This window comes from Quadrisphaera sp. RL12-1S (assembly GCF_014270065.1).
Lineage (GTDB): Bacteria > Actinomycetota > Actinomycetes > Actinomycetales > Quadrisphaeraceae > Quadrisphaera.
Window position 1 is genome coordinate 456,122 of sequence record NZ_JACNME010000002.1, and the last position, 15,963, is coordinate 472,084.

The window sequence follows — 15,963 nt, forward strand, 5'->3', positions numbered from 1 at the left end:
GTTGCGTGCCGGTGCCGCTGTGTGACGGCACCGGCACGCTTCCCTCACACGGCGGTGGAGCCGCTGTGAGAGCGGTGAGGGGTCAGCGGACCCCGACGAGGTCGACCACGAAGACGAGGGCCTCGTCCGGGCCGATGACGCCGCCGGCGCCGCGCTTGCCGTACGCCAGGGCGGACGGGATCTCCAGGCGACGGCGGCCGCCGACGCGCATGCCGAGCAGGCCGTCGTCCCAGCCCTTGATGACCTGGCCGACGCCCACGCGGAAGCTCAGCGGCTCGCCGCGGTCCCACGAGGCGTCGAACTGCTCGCCGGTGGAGTGGGTGACGCCCACGTAGTGGGTGGTGACGGTGGCGCCGGGGGTGGCCTCGGGGCCGTCACCGACGGTGATGTCGGTGATGACGAGCTCGGTGGGGGCGGGACCCTCGGGCGGGTCGACCTCGGGACGGGTCCCTGCGTTGTCGTGGGTGCTCATGGGTTCACTGTGCCGCGAGCACGTCGACGACGAACACGAGGGTCGCGTTCGCGGGGATCTTCTCGCTCGGCGACGTCGCCCCGTAGCCGAGGTCCGGTGGGATGACGAGCAGCACCTGGCTGCCCACGGGAACGCCCTCCAGGCCCTGGTCCCAGCCCTTGATGACCTGCCCGGAGCCGAGCGTGAAGTCGAACGGGGCGCCGTTGGCCCAGGAGGAGTCGAAGACCTCACCGGTGGACCACGTGACGCCGGTGTACTGCATGGTCAGCTGCTGGCCCTTCTGCACCGGCGCACCGGTGCCCTTGACGAGGACCTGGCTGACCAGCGACGTCGGCGGGGCGACCGTCGAGTCGAGGGTGATCTTCGGGGCGTGGGTGGTCGGGTCGACGGCGACGGACGCCACACCGGCCGGCAGCGGCGCCGTCTGCGGGGTCCCGGTGGCCCAGCCCGGTGAGACGGACTTCACGTCCACGAGGTAGACGAGGGTGTCGGTGGCGCCGATCTGGGCCTGCGGGAGACCGCCCTGCGGGCCGTACCCGTCGGCCGGGGCGACGGCGATCAGCATCCGCGTGCCGGCCTTGACCCCGGTGAGGGCGGTGGTGAAGGCCGGGATGACACCGGGGCCGAGCACGAACTGCGACGGCTTGTCGGTCCAGCTGCTGGACCCGAAGGGCTTGCCGCTCTGGCCGTTGACTCCCACGAAGTCGACGCTGAGCACCTGGCCGGTCGTGGCCGCCTCGCCCGTGCCCTCCTGGAGCACCCGCGTCGTGGTCTTGGTGGTGCTGAAGCCCGCCGGCACGGTGACGGTGGGGACCGCGGCCTGGCCGGTGGCGCCCTCGGCGGGGTCGGTGACGGTGACCTTCGAGAGGTCGCCCGTGACCGCGGCGGTGCTGGCGGCGGTGCTGCTCGACGCGGTGCCCGACCCGTCACCGGAGCCGCCGGAGCACCCGGTGAGCAGGAGCGCACCGGCCACGAGGGAGACGAGGAGAGCAGGACGACGACGAGCGGCGATCACCCCAGCACGCTACGCGACCGGACTGGGTGCTCCCCGTGGACGCACGACGTCACATGCTCGCGATGAGGCGCTCGACCCTCTCGTCCACCGACCGGAACGGGTCCTTGCAGAGCACCGTGCGCTGCGACTGGTCGTTGAGCTTGAGGTGCACCCAGTCGACGGTGAAGTCGCGGCGCTTCTCCTGCGCCGTCCTCACGAAGTCCCCGCGCAGGCGGGCGCGGGTGGTCTGCGGGGGCACGCTGGTGGCCTCGAACACCTCGATGTCGCTGCTGACGCGCTCCACCATGCCGCGGGCGGCGAGGAGGTTGTACAGACCCCGGGTGCGGGAGACGTCGTGGTAGGCGAGGTCGAGGCGGGCGACCCGGGCGTCGGACAGCGACAGGCCGTGGCGCGCCTGGTAGCGCTCGACCAGCTTGAGCTTGATGACCCAGTCCAGCTCGCGGTCCACCAGGGACAGGTCGCCCTCGCGCACGGCGCGCAGGCCGCGCTCCCACAGGTCGAGCACGCGCTTGTCGGTGCTGGAGCGGGTGCCCTCCTCGTCGATGAAGGCCTTCGCGCGCTCGAGGTACTCCTCCTGCACCTCCAGGGCGCTGGCCTCGCCGCCGTTGGCGAGCTTGAGCATCCGCCGCCCGGTGGTGTCGTGGCTCACCTCGCGGATGGCGCGGATGGGGTTCTCCAGCGACAGGTCGCGCACCGCGACGCCGCTCTCCAGCATCCGCAGGACGATGTCGACGGCGCCAGCCTTGAGCATCGTGGTGGTCTCGGACATGTTCGAGTCGCCCACGATGACGTGGAGGCGGCGGAACCTGTCGGCGTCGGCGTGGGGCTCGTCGCGGGTGTTGATGATGGGCCGGCTGCGCGTGGTGGCGCTGGAGACGCCCTCCCAGATGTGGTCGGCGCGCTGGGACAGGCAGTAGACCGCCCCGCGCGGCGTCTGGAGCACCTTGCCGGCGCCGACGAGCACCTGGCGGGTGACCAGGAAGGGGATGAGGACGTCGGCGAGGCGGGAGAACTCCCCCTGGCGGGGCACGAGGTAGTTCTCGTGGCAGCCGTAGGAGTTGCCGGCGGAGTCGGTGTTGTTCTTGAAGAGGAACACCTCCCCACCGATGCCCTCCTCGGCGAGGCGCCGCTCGGCGTCCACCGTGAGCCCCTCGAGGATCCGCTCGCCCGCGCGGTCGTGGATCACGAGCTGGCGCACGTCGTCGCACTCGGGGGTGGCGTACTCGGGGTGGGAGCCCACGTCGAGGTAGAGGCGGGCGCCGTTGCGGAGGAAGACGTTGGACGACCGCCCCCACGAGACGACCTTGCGGAAGAGGTAGCGGGCGACCTCGTCGGCGGACAGGCGGCGCTGGCCGTCCGCGGCGCAGGTGACCCCGTACTCGGTCTCCAGACCCAGGATCCGGCGGTCCACGATCGCCACAGTACGTCGGCTGCACGGCCGCGCGAGGGCGGGGCGCGCACGCGGGCGCTGTCGGTGGTCGCCGGTACCGTCCGACGGGGGCTCCCCTTGACTTCGACACTGCGCCGCATCATCGCAGGTCAGGGCTTCGTTGATGTTGCTGGATCGAACGCCTGTCGGTATCATCTGGAGCGTGGACGAGACCCCCGCGAGCGCCCTCGTGGCGGCGAGCGACGGGCTCCCGCAGCCTCCGGCGCGGACGCGCCGGACCCGGTCGCAGGCCCGTCGTCGTCGTGCGGCCCTGTCCGAGCTGCCACCGCGCGGCCCCGCCCGGCGCCGGCACGACGCGACCCGGCGGGACGTGGCCCGGCGGGGCCTGCCCGGTCCGGCCGGCATGGACCAGGCGCTGCTCGACCAGGTGCTCACCGCCCGCGCCGTGCCGGACGAGGAGTGGGTCTGGGACGCCGCGCTCAGCCGGTGGCGCGTCGCCACCGACGCCGACGACGCCCCGTGGATCTCCGGGGACGTCTCCGGCCTGCTCGAGCACCCCGACGACGCTCCGGTCGACGTCGTCCTCGACGACGGGCCCTGTCCCTTCCAGCAGCACAGGACCGCGCAGCGAGCCGCTGGTGAGTTCGAGCGCTGGCTCGCTGAGGACGCCGACGACGACGAGCGCCGCCGCGTCCGCGCCGTCGTCGCCGAGCGGGTCGCCCTGCACGCCGCGAGGAGGCACGCCCACAGGCTCCGCACCCAGCAGGCCGCCGTGGGGCGGGCCCAGGGCAGCCAGGTCCGCATCCTCGCAGCGATGGCGCCGCTGTACCGAGCCGCCGTGCACCACCCCGACAGGGAGCCCGACGACCAGGACGACCTCGACGACTCACCGGGCGGGTCCCGCGCGCAGCGCCAGCGCGAGTCGCTGGAGGCGTTCGGCCTGACCGACCTCGTCACCGAGGTGGCGCTGCTGCTCGCGTGGACGGAGCACCGCGCCGGCAAGCAGGTGCGGCTGGCCGAGCACGTGGTCGGCTGCCTCCCGCGGACCCTGGAGCGCCTGGAGGCCGGGCGGCTGGACCTCGCCCTGGTGACGGTGGTCGCCGAGCAGAGCCTCGACCTCGACCCGCAGCTGGCGCTCGAGCTCGACGAGGAAGTCTTCGGCCCCGACGGCTCCGGGCTGGGACTGAACACCGCCGAGCTCAAGGACGTCGTCGACGAGGTGGTGGCCCGCAAGGACGCCGCCGCGGTGCGCCGCCGGTCGCGCCGGAAGGTGTCGGCGCGGTCGGTGGTCATGCGGCCCCTCGGCGACGGCATCGCCCAGCTGGTCATGACCGGCCCGGCACCCGCCGTCGTCGCGACCTACGAGCACCTCGACGCCGTCGCCGGGCTGAACCTCGCCGAGGCGCGCCAGGCGATCTCGGAGGGGCGACTGCCCGCCGACGGCGGCGACCCCTACGCCAACGGAGTGGACGGGCTCGGCGGGGCTCCGGACGGTCCGGAGGCTGACGCCGCCGTCCACGACGCCCGGCGGATGCCCGCACACCGCTTCGACGCCCTGGCCACCGCGGTGCAGGGCGCCTCTCCCGCCGAGCCGGGCGCCCCGCGCCCGCAGACGACGCTGGAGCTGCACGCGGCGCTGTCCACGCTGTGCGGCGAGGACGACCAGCCCGGGTGGCTGGAGGGCCTCGGCTGGGTGCCCGGGTGGCTGGTCCGCCAGGGGCTGACGTGGGAGCGCTGCCGGCTGCGGCGTGTCCTCACCGACCCCTTCACCGGCTACCTCGTCACCGTGGACGGGCACACGTACCCGGCGAGCTGGCTCACCGACCCGGGGCCACCACCACCCCCGCGCACGCGCCCGGGGCCGCCGCCGGGCACCCCTCCCCGCGGTCCGGGAGCGGCCCCCACGACCTTCCACGGGCGCCCCGTCCAGCAGGTGCCCGGCACCCCGCACGAGGACGACGACGACCCGCCCGCCCAGCCCGACCAGCAGTCCGACGAGCATCTCGACGACCTGCACGACGACGTCGTGCTCGCTCCCGAGGCCGACTCCCCCGTCCCCTGCACCGACGGCACCTGCTCCCCGGCCAGCCCCTCGAGCTGCCCGGTCGCGAGCGTCGGCGGTGGCCGTTACGCGCCTCCCGCGGCACTGGCCCGGGTGGTCCGACGGCGGTGGGGCCGCTGCGCCCACCCCGGGTGCCGGCGCCGCGCCACGGCGTGCGACCTCGACCACGTCGTCCCTCACCGCCGCGGTGGCCCCGCCGCCGGCGGAGGGAGCACGTGCGCCTGCAACCTCGAACCGAAGTGCCGGCGCCACCACCTGCTGAAGCACGGCGGACGGCAGGACCCGTCCCGCCCCGATGACGGGTGGGTGCGCTGGACCGCGCGCTGGCAGCAGTGGCGGTGCGACCGCGGGTCGTCGCACTGGCGCTCACCGCTGGGCTTCGACCACCACAGCGCTCCCCGCCCCGCGGCGCTCCCGGACGAGCGGTACCGCTTCACACCGTGGCCACCGCGGAACCCCCTCGAGGAGGAGCGCCTCGGACGCCGGCACGCTGGCGCCCTCGACGAGGCGCCGTCGCTCGCGAACGCCCGCCGCACGCACGTCACCTTCCCCGACGAGCCGCCCTTCTAGGCCCCGGCCCCTCGGGTGGCGCCGACGGCATCGGACGGCGATGGGCGCCTCCGGGCGACGATCATGGAGCAGCGCGCCACCTCCTCGCCTGACGTCAGCCCTGCGGGCCCTCGCCAGGGACCGATGCGCACCTCGCGACGATCTGCGGAACCGCGCTGGTCGGTCCGCACCGAACCGGTCCTCCTCTGACACGACCCGCCGTCAGGACGGTCGCCGAGGACCAGCGTCGCGACGCACCACGGCTGCACACCACGACGGAATTCCCTGCGCATCCTCGTGCGGCTCGACGGTGTCGCTGGATTCCTTGATCGTCGTCGAGGCGCGTGCCCGGTCAGATGAGCGGCTTGACGAGCACCACGAGGCGGACGCCGCGGTCGTCGACGCGGGCGGCGTCACCGGGCCTGTCGCTCAGGCGGTACCCGGCGCGCTGGTACAGCGCGATCGAGCCCTCCGACTCCGCTCCCGTGAACAGCTCCATGCGCACCGCACCCGCCTGGCGGGCCTCGTCCTCGGCCGCGCCCAGGAGGGCCTTGCCGAGCCCCCGTCCCTGCGCATCCGGGACGACGACGAGCCTGCCCACGTGCCCGACGAGCGGGCCGTCACCGTCGTCGTCCTGCCCGCCGGGCAGATCGCCGGGCAGGTCACGGGCCAGGTGGACGCGGACCGAGCCCAGCACCCGGTCCGGCTTCCAGTCCGACCAGGCACCGGCCTCGGCGACCACGACCCGCTGCGCCGGGTCGTCGATGGCGGCGCGCACGTCGGAGAGCGTCTCCCGCAGCGGCGGGAGCAGCGGGTCGCCGTAGCGCTGGGCCTCGCTGACGAACGCCGCCAGCGAGACCACGAGCACCTCACCGGCGTCCGCCAGCCGTGCGCGGCGCAGCCGCCACCCACCCACGCCAGACCAGCCCTGCGAGGGTCAGTCAGCGGGCGGCAGGTCGACGGTGCTGCTGGGCAGGCCGGTGTGCCCCGCCTGCCCTGCGGCGGGCGCGGACGCGGGAGCGCCCTCGTCGCTGCCGTCGATGACGGCCTGCAGCACCAGTCCCTCGAGCCGGCGGAAGGTGCGCCGCGGCCGGGCGCGCTCCAGCACCGCGACCTCGAGCTGGTCGGCGCTCAGCGTGCGCGCGGGGCCCCCCGCGGGGTCGGGCGCCAGGGCGCGCAGCGCCAGCGCCAGCACACCGGGCAGGTCGAGGTCGGCGCGCCAGCCCTCCCGCAGCGGCCCGACGACCGCCTCGGTCTGGCCGCCGATGATGACCACGCCGTGCTCCTCGGCCACCGAGCCGTCGTAGGTGAGGCGGTACAGCTGGTCGGTGCCCGGCTCCGGGCCCACCTGCGCCACCACCACCTCGACCTCCAGCGGCTTCGGCTCGCTGGTGAACACCGCACCGAGGGACTGCGCGTAGGCGTTCGCCAGGCCGCGGGCCGTGACGTCGGCGCGGTCGTAGGAGTACCCGCGCAGGTCGGCGTAGCGCACCCCGGCGACGCGCAGGTTCTCGAACTCGTTGTACTTGCCGACCGCTGCGAAGCCGATCCGGTCGTAGATCTCGCTGACCTTGTGCAGCGCCTTGGACGGGTTCTCCGCCACGAAGGCGATGCCCCCCGCGTACTCGGCCACCACCACCGACCGCCCGCGGGCGATGCCCTTGCGGGCGTAGTCGGCCTTGTCCCGGATGAGCTGCTCGGGGCTGACGTAGAACGGCATGCTCATCGGCGGCGCCCCTCCTGCTCGGCGGTGCGGTCGGCGATGACGGCGGCGGCGACGGCGCCGAGCTCGTCCTCGCCCACCCGCACGTAGCCCTCGGCCGTGACGACGGCGACGACCGGCCAGATCCGGCGCACGACGTCGGGGCCGCCGGTGGCGGAGTCGTCGTCGGCGGCGTCGTAGAGGGCCTCCACGGCCACCCGCACGGCGCCGTCGGCGTCCAGCCCCGGGCGCCACAGCTTCTTGAGGGCCCCACGGGCGAACAGCGAGCCGGAGCCGACGGCGTGGTGCTCGTGCTCCTCGTAGCGGCCGCCGGTGACGTCGTAGCTGAAGATCCGGCCGGTCTGGCGGGCGAGGTCGTACCCGGCGAACAGCGGCACCACCGCCAGGCCCTGCATGGCCAGGCCGAGGTTGCCGCGCACCATGGTGGCCAGGCGGTTGGCCTTGCCGTCCAGGCTGAGCAGGGCGCCCTCGATCTTCTCGTAGTGCTCCAGCTCCACCTGGAACAGGCGCACCAGCTCCACCGCCAGGCCCGCGGACCCGGCGATGCCCACGCAGCTCCACGCGTCGGCGGGGAAGACCTTCTCGATGTCGCGGCTGGCGATCATCGACCCGGCCGTGGCGCGCCGGTCACCGGCCATCACCACGCCCCCGGGGAAGGTCAGCGAGACGATGGTGGTGCCGTGCGGCGCCAGCTGCTCACCCGCTCCCCCGTGCTGCGCTGTGGCGGCGCGGCGGCCGGGCAGCAGCTCGGGGGCGTGCGCGCCGAGGAACTCGGTGAACGAGGAGCTGCCGGGCGTGGTGAACGCCGGGGGCAGGGGAGCTGCCGTCACTGGCCGCCCTTCTGCGTGTACTGGCGCACGAACTGCTCGGCGTTGGACTCGAGCACGTCGTCGATCTCGTCGAGGAGGGCGTCGACGTCGTCGGTCGACGACGCGGCCGAGTCCTCGCCCTGGGCGCCCGAGCGCGGGAGCGGCTCGACCTCGTGCTCGACCTCGTCCTTGTCGCGCCGCGACGGGCGCTGCTGCTCCTGACCTGGCACCGGTGCCTCCTCCAGGTGACCGCTCGGCTGGCCGGCGCACCCACGGGGTGGGGTCCGGTCGTGCTGCGTCGATCGTAGGCGCGGGCGCCGACAGCGCGACCGGCACCCGGCTGATCGGCGGGCTCCCCCCTGCGGACCTGGCAGCATCGGGGCCGTGCCAGAGCAGCCCGACTCCCCCGCCGAGGTCCCCGCCGAGGTCCCCACCGAGGTCCCTGCCGAGCTCCTCGAGGCCCGCGAGGGCACGGGCGCCGCGTTCCCGGCCGCGCTGGCCGCCCACGCCCGCCGCTCCGGCGCCCTCGCCGACGCCGCCGCCTGGTGGAGGTCCGAGGAGCTGTCGGTGCGGCAGGTCGGGCTGGAGCTGTCCGCCGTCCTGGCCGGCCCCGCGTCCCCCCTGCCGCTGGCCGACCGGGAGCGGGCGCGCGAGCAGGTGGCCGAGCAGGCGGCGCAGGCCGCCACCAGCCCCGACGCCGACCTGCGCTGGGCCGCCGCGAAGGCCCTCGGCGCAGCCGGGCCGTCGGCGGCCGCGCTCGACGTCCTCGTCGTCCTCTCCCGCGACGGCGACCCGGACGTGCGGTGGCAGGCCGTGGCCTGCCTGCCCCTGGCCCTCGGCGCCGACGGCGCCTGGCTGGACGGTGAGCCCGGGCAGCGCGTGGTGACCGCCCTGGTGCGCGCCACCGAGGACGACGACGCCGACGTGGCCGAGCAGGCCGTCTTCGCCCTCGCCGAGCAGCTCGACCCGACCGGCGCCGCCGCCTCGGCCGCGGTGGCCGACGCCCTGGCCGCCCGCCTGGACGCCCCCGGGGAGACCGGGGGCCTGGCCGCGCTGGGCCTGGTCCGCCGCGACGACCCGCGCGCCGAGCCCGCCGTGCGCGCCGCGCTGAGCGGCGCCCTGGCCGACCCGGACTCCGAGCTGGACGAGCCGTGGCTGACCGCCGCCGACCTCCTGCCGGGTCTGGTGGCCCTCGCCGCGGACGTGCGGGCGGCGGGGAGGATGGAGGCATGAGCCCCCGCGTCACCGCCTCCAGCGAGCACACCGCCGCCGTCTCCGCCCTCCAGCTGCGCAGCGCGCTGGCGGACTACACCGGCGCCCGCCGCGAGGCCATGCCGGAGGCGTACAGCCAGTACCGCGTGGAGTCCGGCGGCACCGGCGCCGGCACCCGGGTGGGCTGGCGCTTCCAGGCAACCAAGAAGCGCGTGCGCGAGCAGCTGGTGGAGGTCTCCGAGGAGCCCGACGGCACCCTCGTCGAGCGCGACACCCGCTCCTCGATGGTCACCCGCTGGGTGGTCGCCCCCTCCGGGATGAGCTCGTGCACGGTCTCCACGACGACGACGTGGGACGGCGCCACCGGCGTCGGCGGCTTCTTCGAGCGGACCTTCGCCCCGCTGGGGCTCAAGCGCGTCAACGGCGAGCTGGTCGCCAACCTGGAGAGCCGGCTGAAGGGCTCCTCAGCGACCTGAGAGGGCGTCCACCAGCGCGGCGGCGTCGGGGCACCGGTCCAGGAGCGCCTCGGTGCCGGCCCGGGTGCCGCGCAGCGGTTCCAGCATCGGCACCCGCTGCAGCGCTCCGCGGCCGGGCACGTCGAAGATCACCGAGTCCCAGCTGGCGGCGGCCACGTCACGGGAGTACCGGGCCAGGCACTGGCCCCGGAACCACGCCCGGGTGTCCTCGGGGGGCTCGGTGCTGGCGACCTCCGCCTCGGCGTCGGTGACCAGCTCCTCCACGGCCCCGCGGGCGCGCAGCCGGGCGTGCAGGCCCTTGGCGGGGTTGACGTCGGCGTACTGCAGGTCGATGAGGGCCAGGCGGGGTGAGTCCCAGGCCAGGCCGTCGCGGTCGCGGAAGCCCTGCAGCAGCCGCAGCTTGGCCACCCAGTCCAGCTGGCCGGCCAGGCGGAACGGGTCGGCCTCGAGGTCGGTGAGCACCCGCTCCCAGCGGGCCAGCACGTCATCGGTCTCGGCGCGGGCCGCCTCGTCCGGACCGCCGCCGCGGGAGGCGACGTGGGCGCGGGCCGCCTCCAGGTAGCGCCACTGCAGCTCGACCGCGGTGAGCTGGCTGCCGTCGGCCAGCCGCACCCGGTGGCGGAGCGACGGGTCGTGGCTGACGGCGTGCAGCTCCGAGACCGGGGCGGAGACCACGAGGTCCGGAGCGGTGCCGGCCTCGACCATGTCGAGCACCAGCGCCGTGGTCCCCAGCTTGAGGTAGGTCGCCACGTCGCAGAGGTTGGCGTCACCGACGATGACGTGCAGGCGGCGGTAGCGGTCCGCGCTGGAGTGCGGCTCGTCGCGGGTGTTGATGATCGGCCGCTTGAGGGTGGTCTCCAGGCCGACCTCGGTCTCGAAGTAGTCGGCGCGCTGCGACAGCTGGAAGCCGGGCTCCTCGCCCCGCTGCCCCAGGCCCACGCGGCCGGCGCCGCACACCACCTGGCGGCTCACGAAGAACGGCACCAGGCCCCGCACGATCGCGCCGAACGGGGTGGTGCGGGCCATGAGGTAGTTCTCGTGGGTGCCGTAGGAGGCGCCCTTGCCGTCGGTGTTGTTCTTGTACAGGTTCACTGGGTCCAGCCCCGGGGAGGCGGCCACGCTCGCCGCCGCCCGGCGCATCACCAGCTCCCCCGCGCGGTCCCACCGGACCGCCGCCAGCGGCCCGGTGACCTCCGGGGAGGAGTACTCGGGGTGGGCGTGGTCGACGTAGAGCCGGGCGCCGTTGGTGAGGACGACGTTGGCGCTGGCCGGGTCCTCCCCCGCACCGGCGGCGCCCACGCCCGCGCCGTCGCCCGGGTCGCGGCGGCCGGGGGCGTCGGTGAGCTGGCTGGAGTGGGCGGCGCTGCGGGGCACCTCGTAGCCGCGGGCGTCGCGCAGCGGTGCCTCGTCCTCGTAGTCCCACCGGGGCCCGCTGCGCCGGCCCGAGACCAGCGGGGCGGCGTAGCTGGCCACCACCTGGCTGGACAGCAGCACGGGGTCGTGCTCGGGGTGGCCCGGCGCTGAGACGCCGTACTCGGTCTCCACACCCACGACCCGGCGCACGCTCATCACGGCCACCCTAGGCTCGGGTGGTGACGCAGCGCGCGGCAGCCCCCGCCCGGACCCCCGCCACCCGCAGGACGACGACGGCGGGTGCACCGGCCCTGGTGGCGGCGCTCGTCGTCGACGTCGCGCTCGTCCTGGTCTTCGCCGCTGTGGGACGCCGCTCGCACGGCGAGGCCGGTGCCGTGGTGGGACTGGCGCACACCGCCTGGCCGTTCCTGGCCGGGCTCGGCGCCGGCTGGCTGCTGGTGGCGCTGCTCGGGTCGCGCCGCAGCTGGTCGCCGCTGGCGTTGGTGCCCGCAGGCCTGGTGGTGTGGGCCGCGACGCTGCTGGGCGGGCACCTGCTGCGGCTGGTCTCCGGCCAGGGCAGCGCGTGGAGCTTCGCGGTGGTCAGCGCCGTCGTCCTGGCGGTGTTCCTGCTGGGATGGCGGGCTCTGAGGACGCCGCTGGCCCGCGTGCTGCGGAGCACGCGGGCCAGCGGGCACGGTCCTCGCGGCCAGGACTAGAGGTACTGGCCGGTGCCGTTGACGGTGTCGATGCTCCGGCCGGGCTCGGAGCCCTGCTTGCCCTGGATGATCGTGCGGATGTAGGTGATCCGCTCGCCCTTCTTGCCCGAGATCCGCGCCCAGTCGTCGGGGTTGGTGGTGTTGGGCAGGTCCTCGTTCTCCTTGAACTCGTCCACGCAGGCCGCCATGAGGTGCTCGATCCGGATCCCGCGCTGGCCGGTGGTCAGCAGGTCCTTGATGGCGGACTTCTTGGCCCTGTCGACGATGTTCTGGATCATGGCGCCGGAGTTGAAGTCCTTGAAGAACAGGACCTCCTTGTCACCGTTGGCGTAGGTGACCTCGAGGAACTGGTTCTCCTCGGACTCGGCGTACATCCGCTCCACCGTGCGCTCGATCATCGCGGCGGCGGTGGCCGTCGGGGACCCCCCGTTCGCGGCGAGGTCGTCGGCGTGCAGCGGCAGGTCCGGCGTCAGGTACTTGGCGAAGACGTCGTGCGCGGCCTGCGCGTCGGGACGCTCGATCTTGATCTTCACGTCGAGGCGTCCCGGGCGCAGGATGGCCGGGTCGATCATGTCCTCGCGGTTGGACGCGCCGATGACGATGACGTTGTCGAGGCGCTCCACGCCGTCGATCTCGGCGAGCAGCTGCGGCACGATCGTCGTCTCGGTGTCGGAGGAGACGCCCGAGCCGCGGGTGCGGAACAGCGACTCCATCTCGTCGAAGAAGACGATGACGGGCGTGCCCTCGGAGGCCTTCTCCCGCGCGCGGGCGAAGATCAGGCGGATGTGCCGCTCGGTCTCGCCGACGTACTTGTTGAGCAGCTCGGGGCCCTTGATGTTGAGGAAGTAGCTGCGCACCTCCGTCTTGCCCTGCCGCTCGGCGGCCTGCTTGCTCAGCGAGCGCGCCACGGCCTTGGCGATGAGCGTCTTGCCGCAGCCCGGGGGGCCGTACAGCAGGATGCCCTTGGGCGCCTTGAGGCCGTGCTCGCGGAACAGCTCGGGGTGGGCGAAGGGCAGCTCGACGGCGTCGCGGATGGCCTCGATCTGGCCGGCCAGGCCGCCGATGTCGGTGTACTCGATGTCGGGGACCTCCTCCAGGAGGAGCTCCTCGACCTCGGCCTTGGGCACCTTCTCGAAGACCACCGAGCTGCGCGGGTCGAGGTTGAGGGCGTCGCCCACGCGCAGCTTGGCCGCCTGCAGGGGCGCCGCCAGGCGCACCACGCGCTCCTCGTCGGCCTGGGCCGTGACCAGGGCGCGGCCGCCGTCGAGGACCTCCTTGAGCGTGACCACCTCGCCGATGCGGTCGTACCCGCCGGCGCGCACCACGTTGAGGGACTCGTTGAGGAGCACCTCCTGGCCGTGCCCGAGGGCGTGGGCGTCGACGGCGGGGCTGACCGCCACGCGGACCTTGCGGCCGGCCTGGACGACGTCGGCGGTGCCGTCCTCGTGCAGCTCCAGGAACGTGGCGTACCCGGAGGGCGGCTGCGCGAGGCGCTCCACCTCGCCCTTGAGCTCCACCAGCCGGGCGCGCGCCTCGGTGAGGGTGCGCACCAGCCGGTCGTTCTGGGACGTGGACGCGGCGAGCTGGCGCTCGAGGTCCGCCGCCCGCTCCTCCAGGGCCCGCGTGCGGGCCGGGGTCTCGGCCAGGCGCCGTCGCAGGGCACCCACCTCCTCGCGCAGTCCCTCCACCGCCCGCCGCTGGGCGGGAGGCTCGTGGTGCTCGGTGGTCTCAAAGGGCCCTGAGCTCGCGTCTGACACAGCACACCTCCGCACGACCCGCTCGGCGCGGGCCGGAGTCGAGTCCGTGCTCGACGATAACTCCCGCCTCAGACCTCGCGCGGTGAGATCCCCTCGGCTGCAACAGGACCGTCACCGGGCTGTGACGCAGGAGGCTCCCCCGCTGCCGTCGACGAGGACGACGCGGCGTCGGCGATGCGGGCCGCGTCGCGGGCGGAGCGGCGCAGCTTCTTGTCGGAGGTGCCGCGCACGCCGAGGGAGGCGTCGTCGAACTCCTCCTCGGCCCACGGGGAGACCAGCGTCCCGGACTCGTCGCTGGCGCCGGGCGCCGGACGGCGGCGCCGCTGGGGCGCGGTGGTGCCCGGGGCGAGGCGCCGGCTGGTCATGAGGAACCCGGTGTGGCCGACCATGCGGTGCTCGGGGCGCACCGACAGGCCCTCGAGGTGCCAGCCGCGCACGAGGGACTCCCACGCGCTGGGCTCGGTCCAGCAGCCGGCCCCCCGCAGGTCCTCCGCGAGGCGCGACAGCTGCGTGGCGGTGGCCACGTAGGCGATGAGCACGCCGCCGGGCGCGAGCACGGTCGCCACGGACTCCAGGCACTCCCAGGGGGCCAGCATGTCCAGCACCACGCGGTCGACGCTGCCGGGCTCCTCGCCGTCCTCGGGGTCGACGAGCGCGGTGGCGAGGTCGCCGACGGTGACGCGCCAGGCGGGGTGGGGACCGCCGAAGAACCCTTCGACGTTGCCGCGGGCGATGTCGGCGAAGTCCGCGCGGCGCTCGTAGGAGTGCACGTGCCCGTCGTCGCCGACCGCCCTCAGCAGCGACATCGACAGCGCGCCGGAGCCGACGCCGGCCTCCACCACGCGGGCGCCGGGGAAGACGTCGGCCATGGCGACGATCTGCCCGGCGTCCTTGGGGTAGACCACCGCCGCGCCGCGGGGCATGGACAGCACGTGGTCGGCCAGGAGCGGCCGCAGGGCCAGGTACTCGTGCCCGGAGGTGCTGACCACCACGGAGCCGTCAGGCTCACCGATGAGCTGCTCGTGGCGCAGGTGCCCGCGGTGGGTGTGGAAGGTGGCGCCGGGCGCCAGGGTGATGGTGTGCAGACGACCGCGCGGGTCGGTCAGCTGGACGCGGTCACCCACGCGGAACGGGCCGCGGCGCAGCGCGGAACCGGTGCTCACGGAACGGTCACTCCTCGGTGCTGGACGTCAGGAAGGGGTCTGTCAGGGGTGCTCGGCGGAAGTGCTGGGACGGGTGGGCGAGCCGCCGGCTCAGCGGCGCGCAGCCCGGGGCCCGAGGACGGCCGCGGTGACGTCGCGCGCCAGCAGCAGCCCCACCACCCGGCCGCCGGGGTCCACCAGCACCCACTCCTCGCTGGACTGGCGCGACATGGCGGTGATGAGCTCGGGGCCCACGAGGTGGTCGGGCAGCACCGTGCCGGGAAGCAGGGCCGTGGCCGCCGCGGTGGCGGGGACGGCGGGGCGGCGCTCGGGCGGGACGGCCTGGGCGGCGCCGGGGTCGAGCAGGCCGGCCGGGCGCCCGTCCGGGGCGGTCAGCACCACGCGGGCGCCCCCGGAGGCCTGGGCCGCCGCGAGCGCGTCGGCCACGGACGCGTCGGCGGGCACGGCGACCGCGGGGCGGGCCAGCTCCCGGGCCCGGGCCCGGGGCAGCCGCCGGCGGACGGCGGGGCCGGCGAGGGCCGCTCCGGCACCGGTCCACAGGACGGCGCCGACGGCCCCGGCCCAGACCACCGTGACGATGTCGGGGCGGCCGCCGTGCACCAGCGGCCAGCCGAGGGCGACCACCGGCACGCCGACGGCGAGGACGCGCCCGGTCCACCCCGCGGCGACGGTGCCGCGGTCCCGGTCTCCGGACAGCCGCCACACGGCCGCCTCGAGCAGGCGGCCGCCGTCCAGCGGGAGGCCGGGGAGCACGTTGAACACAGCCACGAAGGCGTTGGTGAGGACGGTGGCGGTGAGCAGCAGCGAGGCCAGCGGCGGCAGGGCCTGGGAGTGCAGGGGCAGGTAGGCCAGCAGCGCGAGCAGCCCGTTGGCGAGGGGGCCCACGACGGCGACGGCGAAGCTGCGCCACGGGGAGGGCATCTCCCGCTCGAACTGGGTGTGACCGCCCATGAGCGTGAGGACGACGCGGGTGGGCGGCAGGCCCACGGCGCGCGCGACCAGCGCGTGGGCCATCTCGTGGACGAGCACCGAGACGCCCAGCAGCACCGCGTAGGCGAAGGAGACCGCGTAGGAGGCGACAGGGCCCAGGCCGGGCGCCGCGTAGGACACCGAGCTGTGGAAGAGCAGGGTGATGATCACGGCGATGACGAACCACGACCGCGCCAGCACCACGGGGACGCCGAGGAGGCGCCCCAGGACCAGGCCCTCGGAGCGCTCGGACGTCGCCCCAGCCACGGCGCCAGGGTACGGGGCCGCGCGGGTGGC

The 15,963-nt window shown here is 74.9% G+C and carries 15 protein-coding genes; 4 read left to right on the forward strand and 11 right to left on the reverse strand.

Annotated features, from left to right (window positions below; all coding sequences use genetic code 11):
- Positions 1–82: 82 nt before the first annotated feature.
- Genes H7K62_RS05610 through pafA form a run of 3 tightly spaced genes read right to left on the reverse strand, consistent with a single transcriptional unit; the run spans position 83 to position 2,898 of the window.
- Positions 83–472, reverse strand: a complete 390-nt coding sequence (locus tag H7K62_RS05610) for an FKBP-type peptidyl-prolyl cis-trans isomerase (RefSeq protein ID WP_186716914.1) — start codon at positions 470–472, stop codon at positions 83–85.
- 4 nt (positions 473–476) lie between these two features.
- Positions 477–1,487 (reverse strand): FKBP-type peptidyl-prolyl cis-trans isomerase, encoded by a 1,011-nt coding sequence (locus H7K62_RS22055; protein ID WP_186716915.1) that lies wholly within the window; start codon positions 1,485–1,487, stop codon positions 477–479.
- A 49-nt stretch (positions 1,488–1,536) separates the two neighbouring features.
- Positions 1,537–2,898: a Pup--protein ligase gene (gene pafA / locus H7K62_RS05620; protein WP_186716916.1), complete on the reverse strand. Its 1,362-nt coding sequence runs from the start codon at positions 2,896–2,898 to the stop codon at positions 1,537–1,539.
- Between the two features lie 181 nt (positions 2,899–3,079).
- On the opposite strand from pafA, the gene H7K62_RS05625 reads away from it, so the two are divergent.
- Positions 3,080–5,509: an HNH endonuclease signature motif containing protein gene (locus tag H7K62_RS05625; RefSeq protein ID WP_186716917.1), complete on the forward strand. Its 2,430-nt coding sequence runs from the start codon at positions 3,080–3,082 to the stop codon at positions 5,507–5,509.
- 331 nt (positions 5,510–5,840) lie between these two features.
- On the opposite strand, the gene H7K62_RS05630 is transcribed toward H7K62_RS05625, so the two are convergent.
- Genes H7K62_RS05630 through H7K62_RS23580 form a run of 4 tightly spaced genes read right to left on the reverse strand, consistent with a single transcriptional unit; the run spans position 5,841 to position 8,250 of the window.
- Complete coding sequence (locus tag H7K62_RS05630) at positions 5,841–6,404, reverse strand: GNAT family N-acetyltransferase (protein ID WP_186716918.1); 564 nt, start codon at positions 6,402–6,404, stop codon at positions 5,841–5,843.
- Between the two features lie 21 nt (positions 6,405–6,425).
- The gene (prcA, locus tag H7K62_RS05635; RefSeq protein WP_186716919.1) at positions 6,426–7,214 is read right to left on the reverse strand and encodes a proteasome subunit alpha; all 789 of its coding nucleotides are present in this window, start codon (positions 7,212–7,214) and stop codon (positions 6,426–6,428) included.
- The gene (gene prcB / locus H7K62_RS05640) at positions 7,211–8,041 is read right to left on the reverse strand and encodes a proteasome subunit beta (protein WP_186716920.1); all 831 of its coding nucleotides are present in this window, start codon (positions 8,039–8,041) and stop codon (positions 7,211–7,213) included. The genes prcA and prcB overlap by 4 nt, the downstream gene beginning before the upstream one ends.
- Positions 8,038–8,250: a ubiquitin-like protein Pup gene (locus H7K62_RS23580; protein ID WP_186716921.1), complete on the reverse strand. Its 213-nt coding sequence runs from the start codon at positions 8,248–8,250 to the stop codon at positions 8,038–8,040. Before H7K62_RS23580 ends, prcB begins: the two co-directional genes overlap by 4 nt.
- A 154-nt stretch (positions 8,251–8,404) precedes the next feature.
- Between H7K62_RS23580 and H7K62_RS05650 the strand changes: the two genes are divergently transcribed.
- The gene (locus tag H7K62_RS05650; RefSeq protein ID WP_186716922.1) at positions 8,405–9,253 is read left to right on the forward strand and encodes a HEAT repeat domain-containing protein; all 849 of its coding nucleotides are present in this window, start codon (positions 8,405–8,407) and stop codon (positions 9,251–9,253) included.
- Complete coding sequence (locus H7K62_RS05655; protein ID WP_186716923.1) at positions 9,250–9,708, forward strand: SRPBCC family protein; 459 nt, start codon at positions 9,250–9,252, stop codon at positions 9,706–9,708. The genes H7K62_RS05650 and H7K62_RS05655 overlap by 4 nt, the downstream gene beginning before the upstream one ends.
- On the opposite strand, the gene dop is transcribed toward H7K62_RS05655, so the two are convergent.
- Positions 9,697–11,277 carry a depupylase/deamidase Dop gene (gene dop, locus H7K62_RS05660; RefSeq protein ID WP_186716924.1) on the reverse strand — a complete coding sequence of 527 codons (1,581 nt, stop codon included), beginning with the start codon at positions 11,275–11,277 and terminating at the stop codon, positions 9,697–9,699. The genes H7K62_RS05655 and dop overlap by 12 nt on opposite strands.
- Positions 11,278–11,372: 95 nt before the next feature.
- Between dop and H7K62_RS05665 the strand changes: the two genes are divergently transcribed.
- Positions 11,373–11,777, forward strand: a complete 405-nt coding sequence (locus tag H7K62_RS05665; protein WP_186717087.1) for a DUF3054 domain-containing protein — start codon at positions 11,373–11,375, stop codon at positions 11,775–11,777.
- On the opposite strand, the gene arc is transcribed toward H7K62_RS05665, so the two are convergent.
- From arc to H7K62_RS05680, 3 genes are all read right to left on the reverse strand, one after another.
- A complete protein-coding gene (arc, locus tag H7K62_RS05670; RefSeq protein WP_370591624.1) occupies positions 11,774–13,465 on the reverse strand; it encodes a proteasome ATPase in 1,692 nt (563 codons plus the stop codon). The two genes, H7K62_RS05665 and arc, sit on opposite strands and share 4 nt — an antisense overlap.
- 137 nt (positions 13,466–13,602) lie before the next feature.
- A complete protein-coding gene (locus H7K62_RS05675; protein ID WP_186716926.1) occupies positions 13,603–14,697 on the reverse strand; it encodes a tRNA (adenine-N1)-methyltransferase in 1,095 nt (364 codons plus the stop codon).
- Between the two features lie 90 nt (positions 14,698–14,787).
- On the reverse strand, positions 14,788–15,933 hold the full coding sequence (locus H7K62_RS05680; RefSeq protein ID WP_186716927.1) for a site-2 protease family protein: 1,146 nt from the start codon (positions 15,931–15,933) through the stop codon (positions 14,788–14,790).
- Positions 15,934–15,963 lie beyond the last annotated feature (30 nt).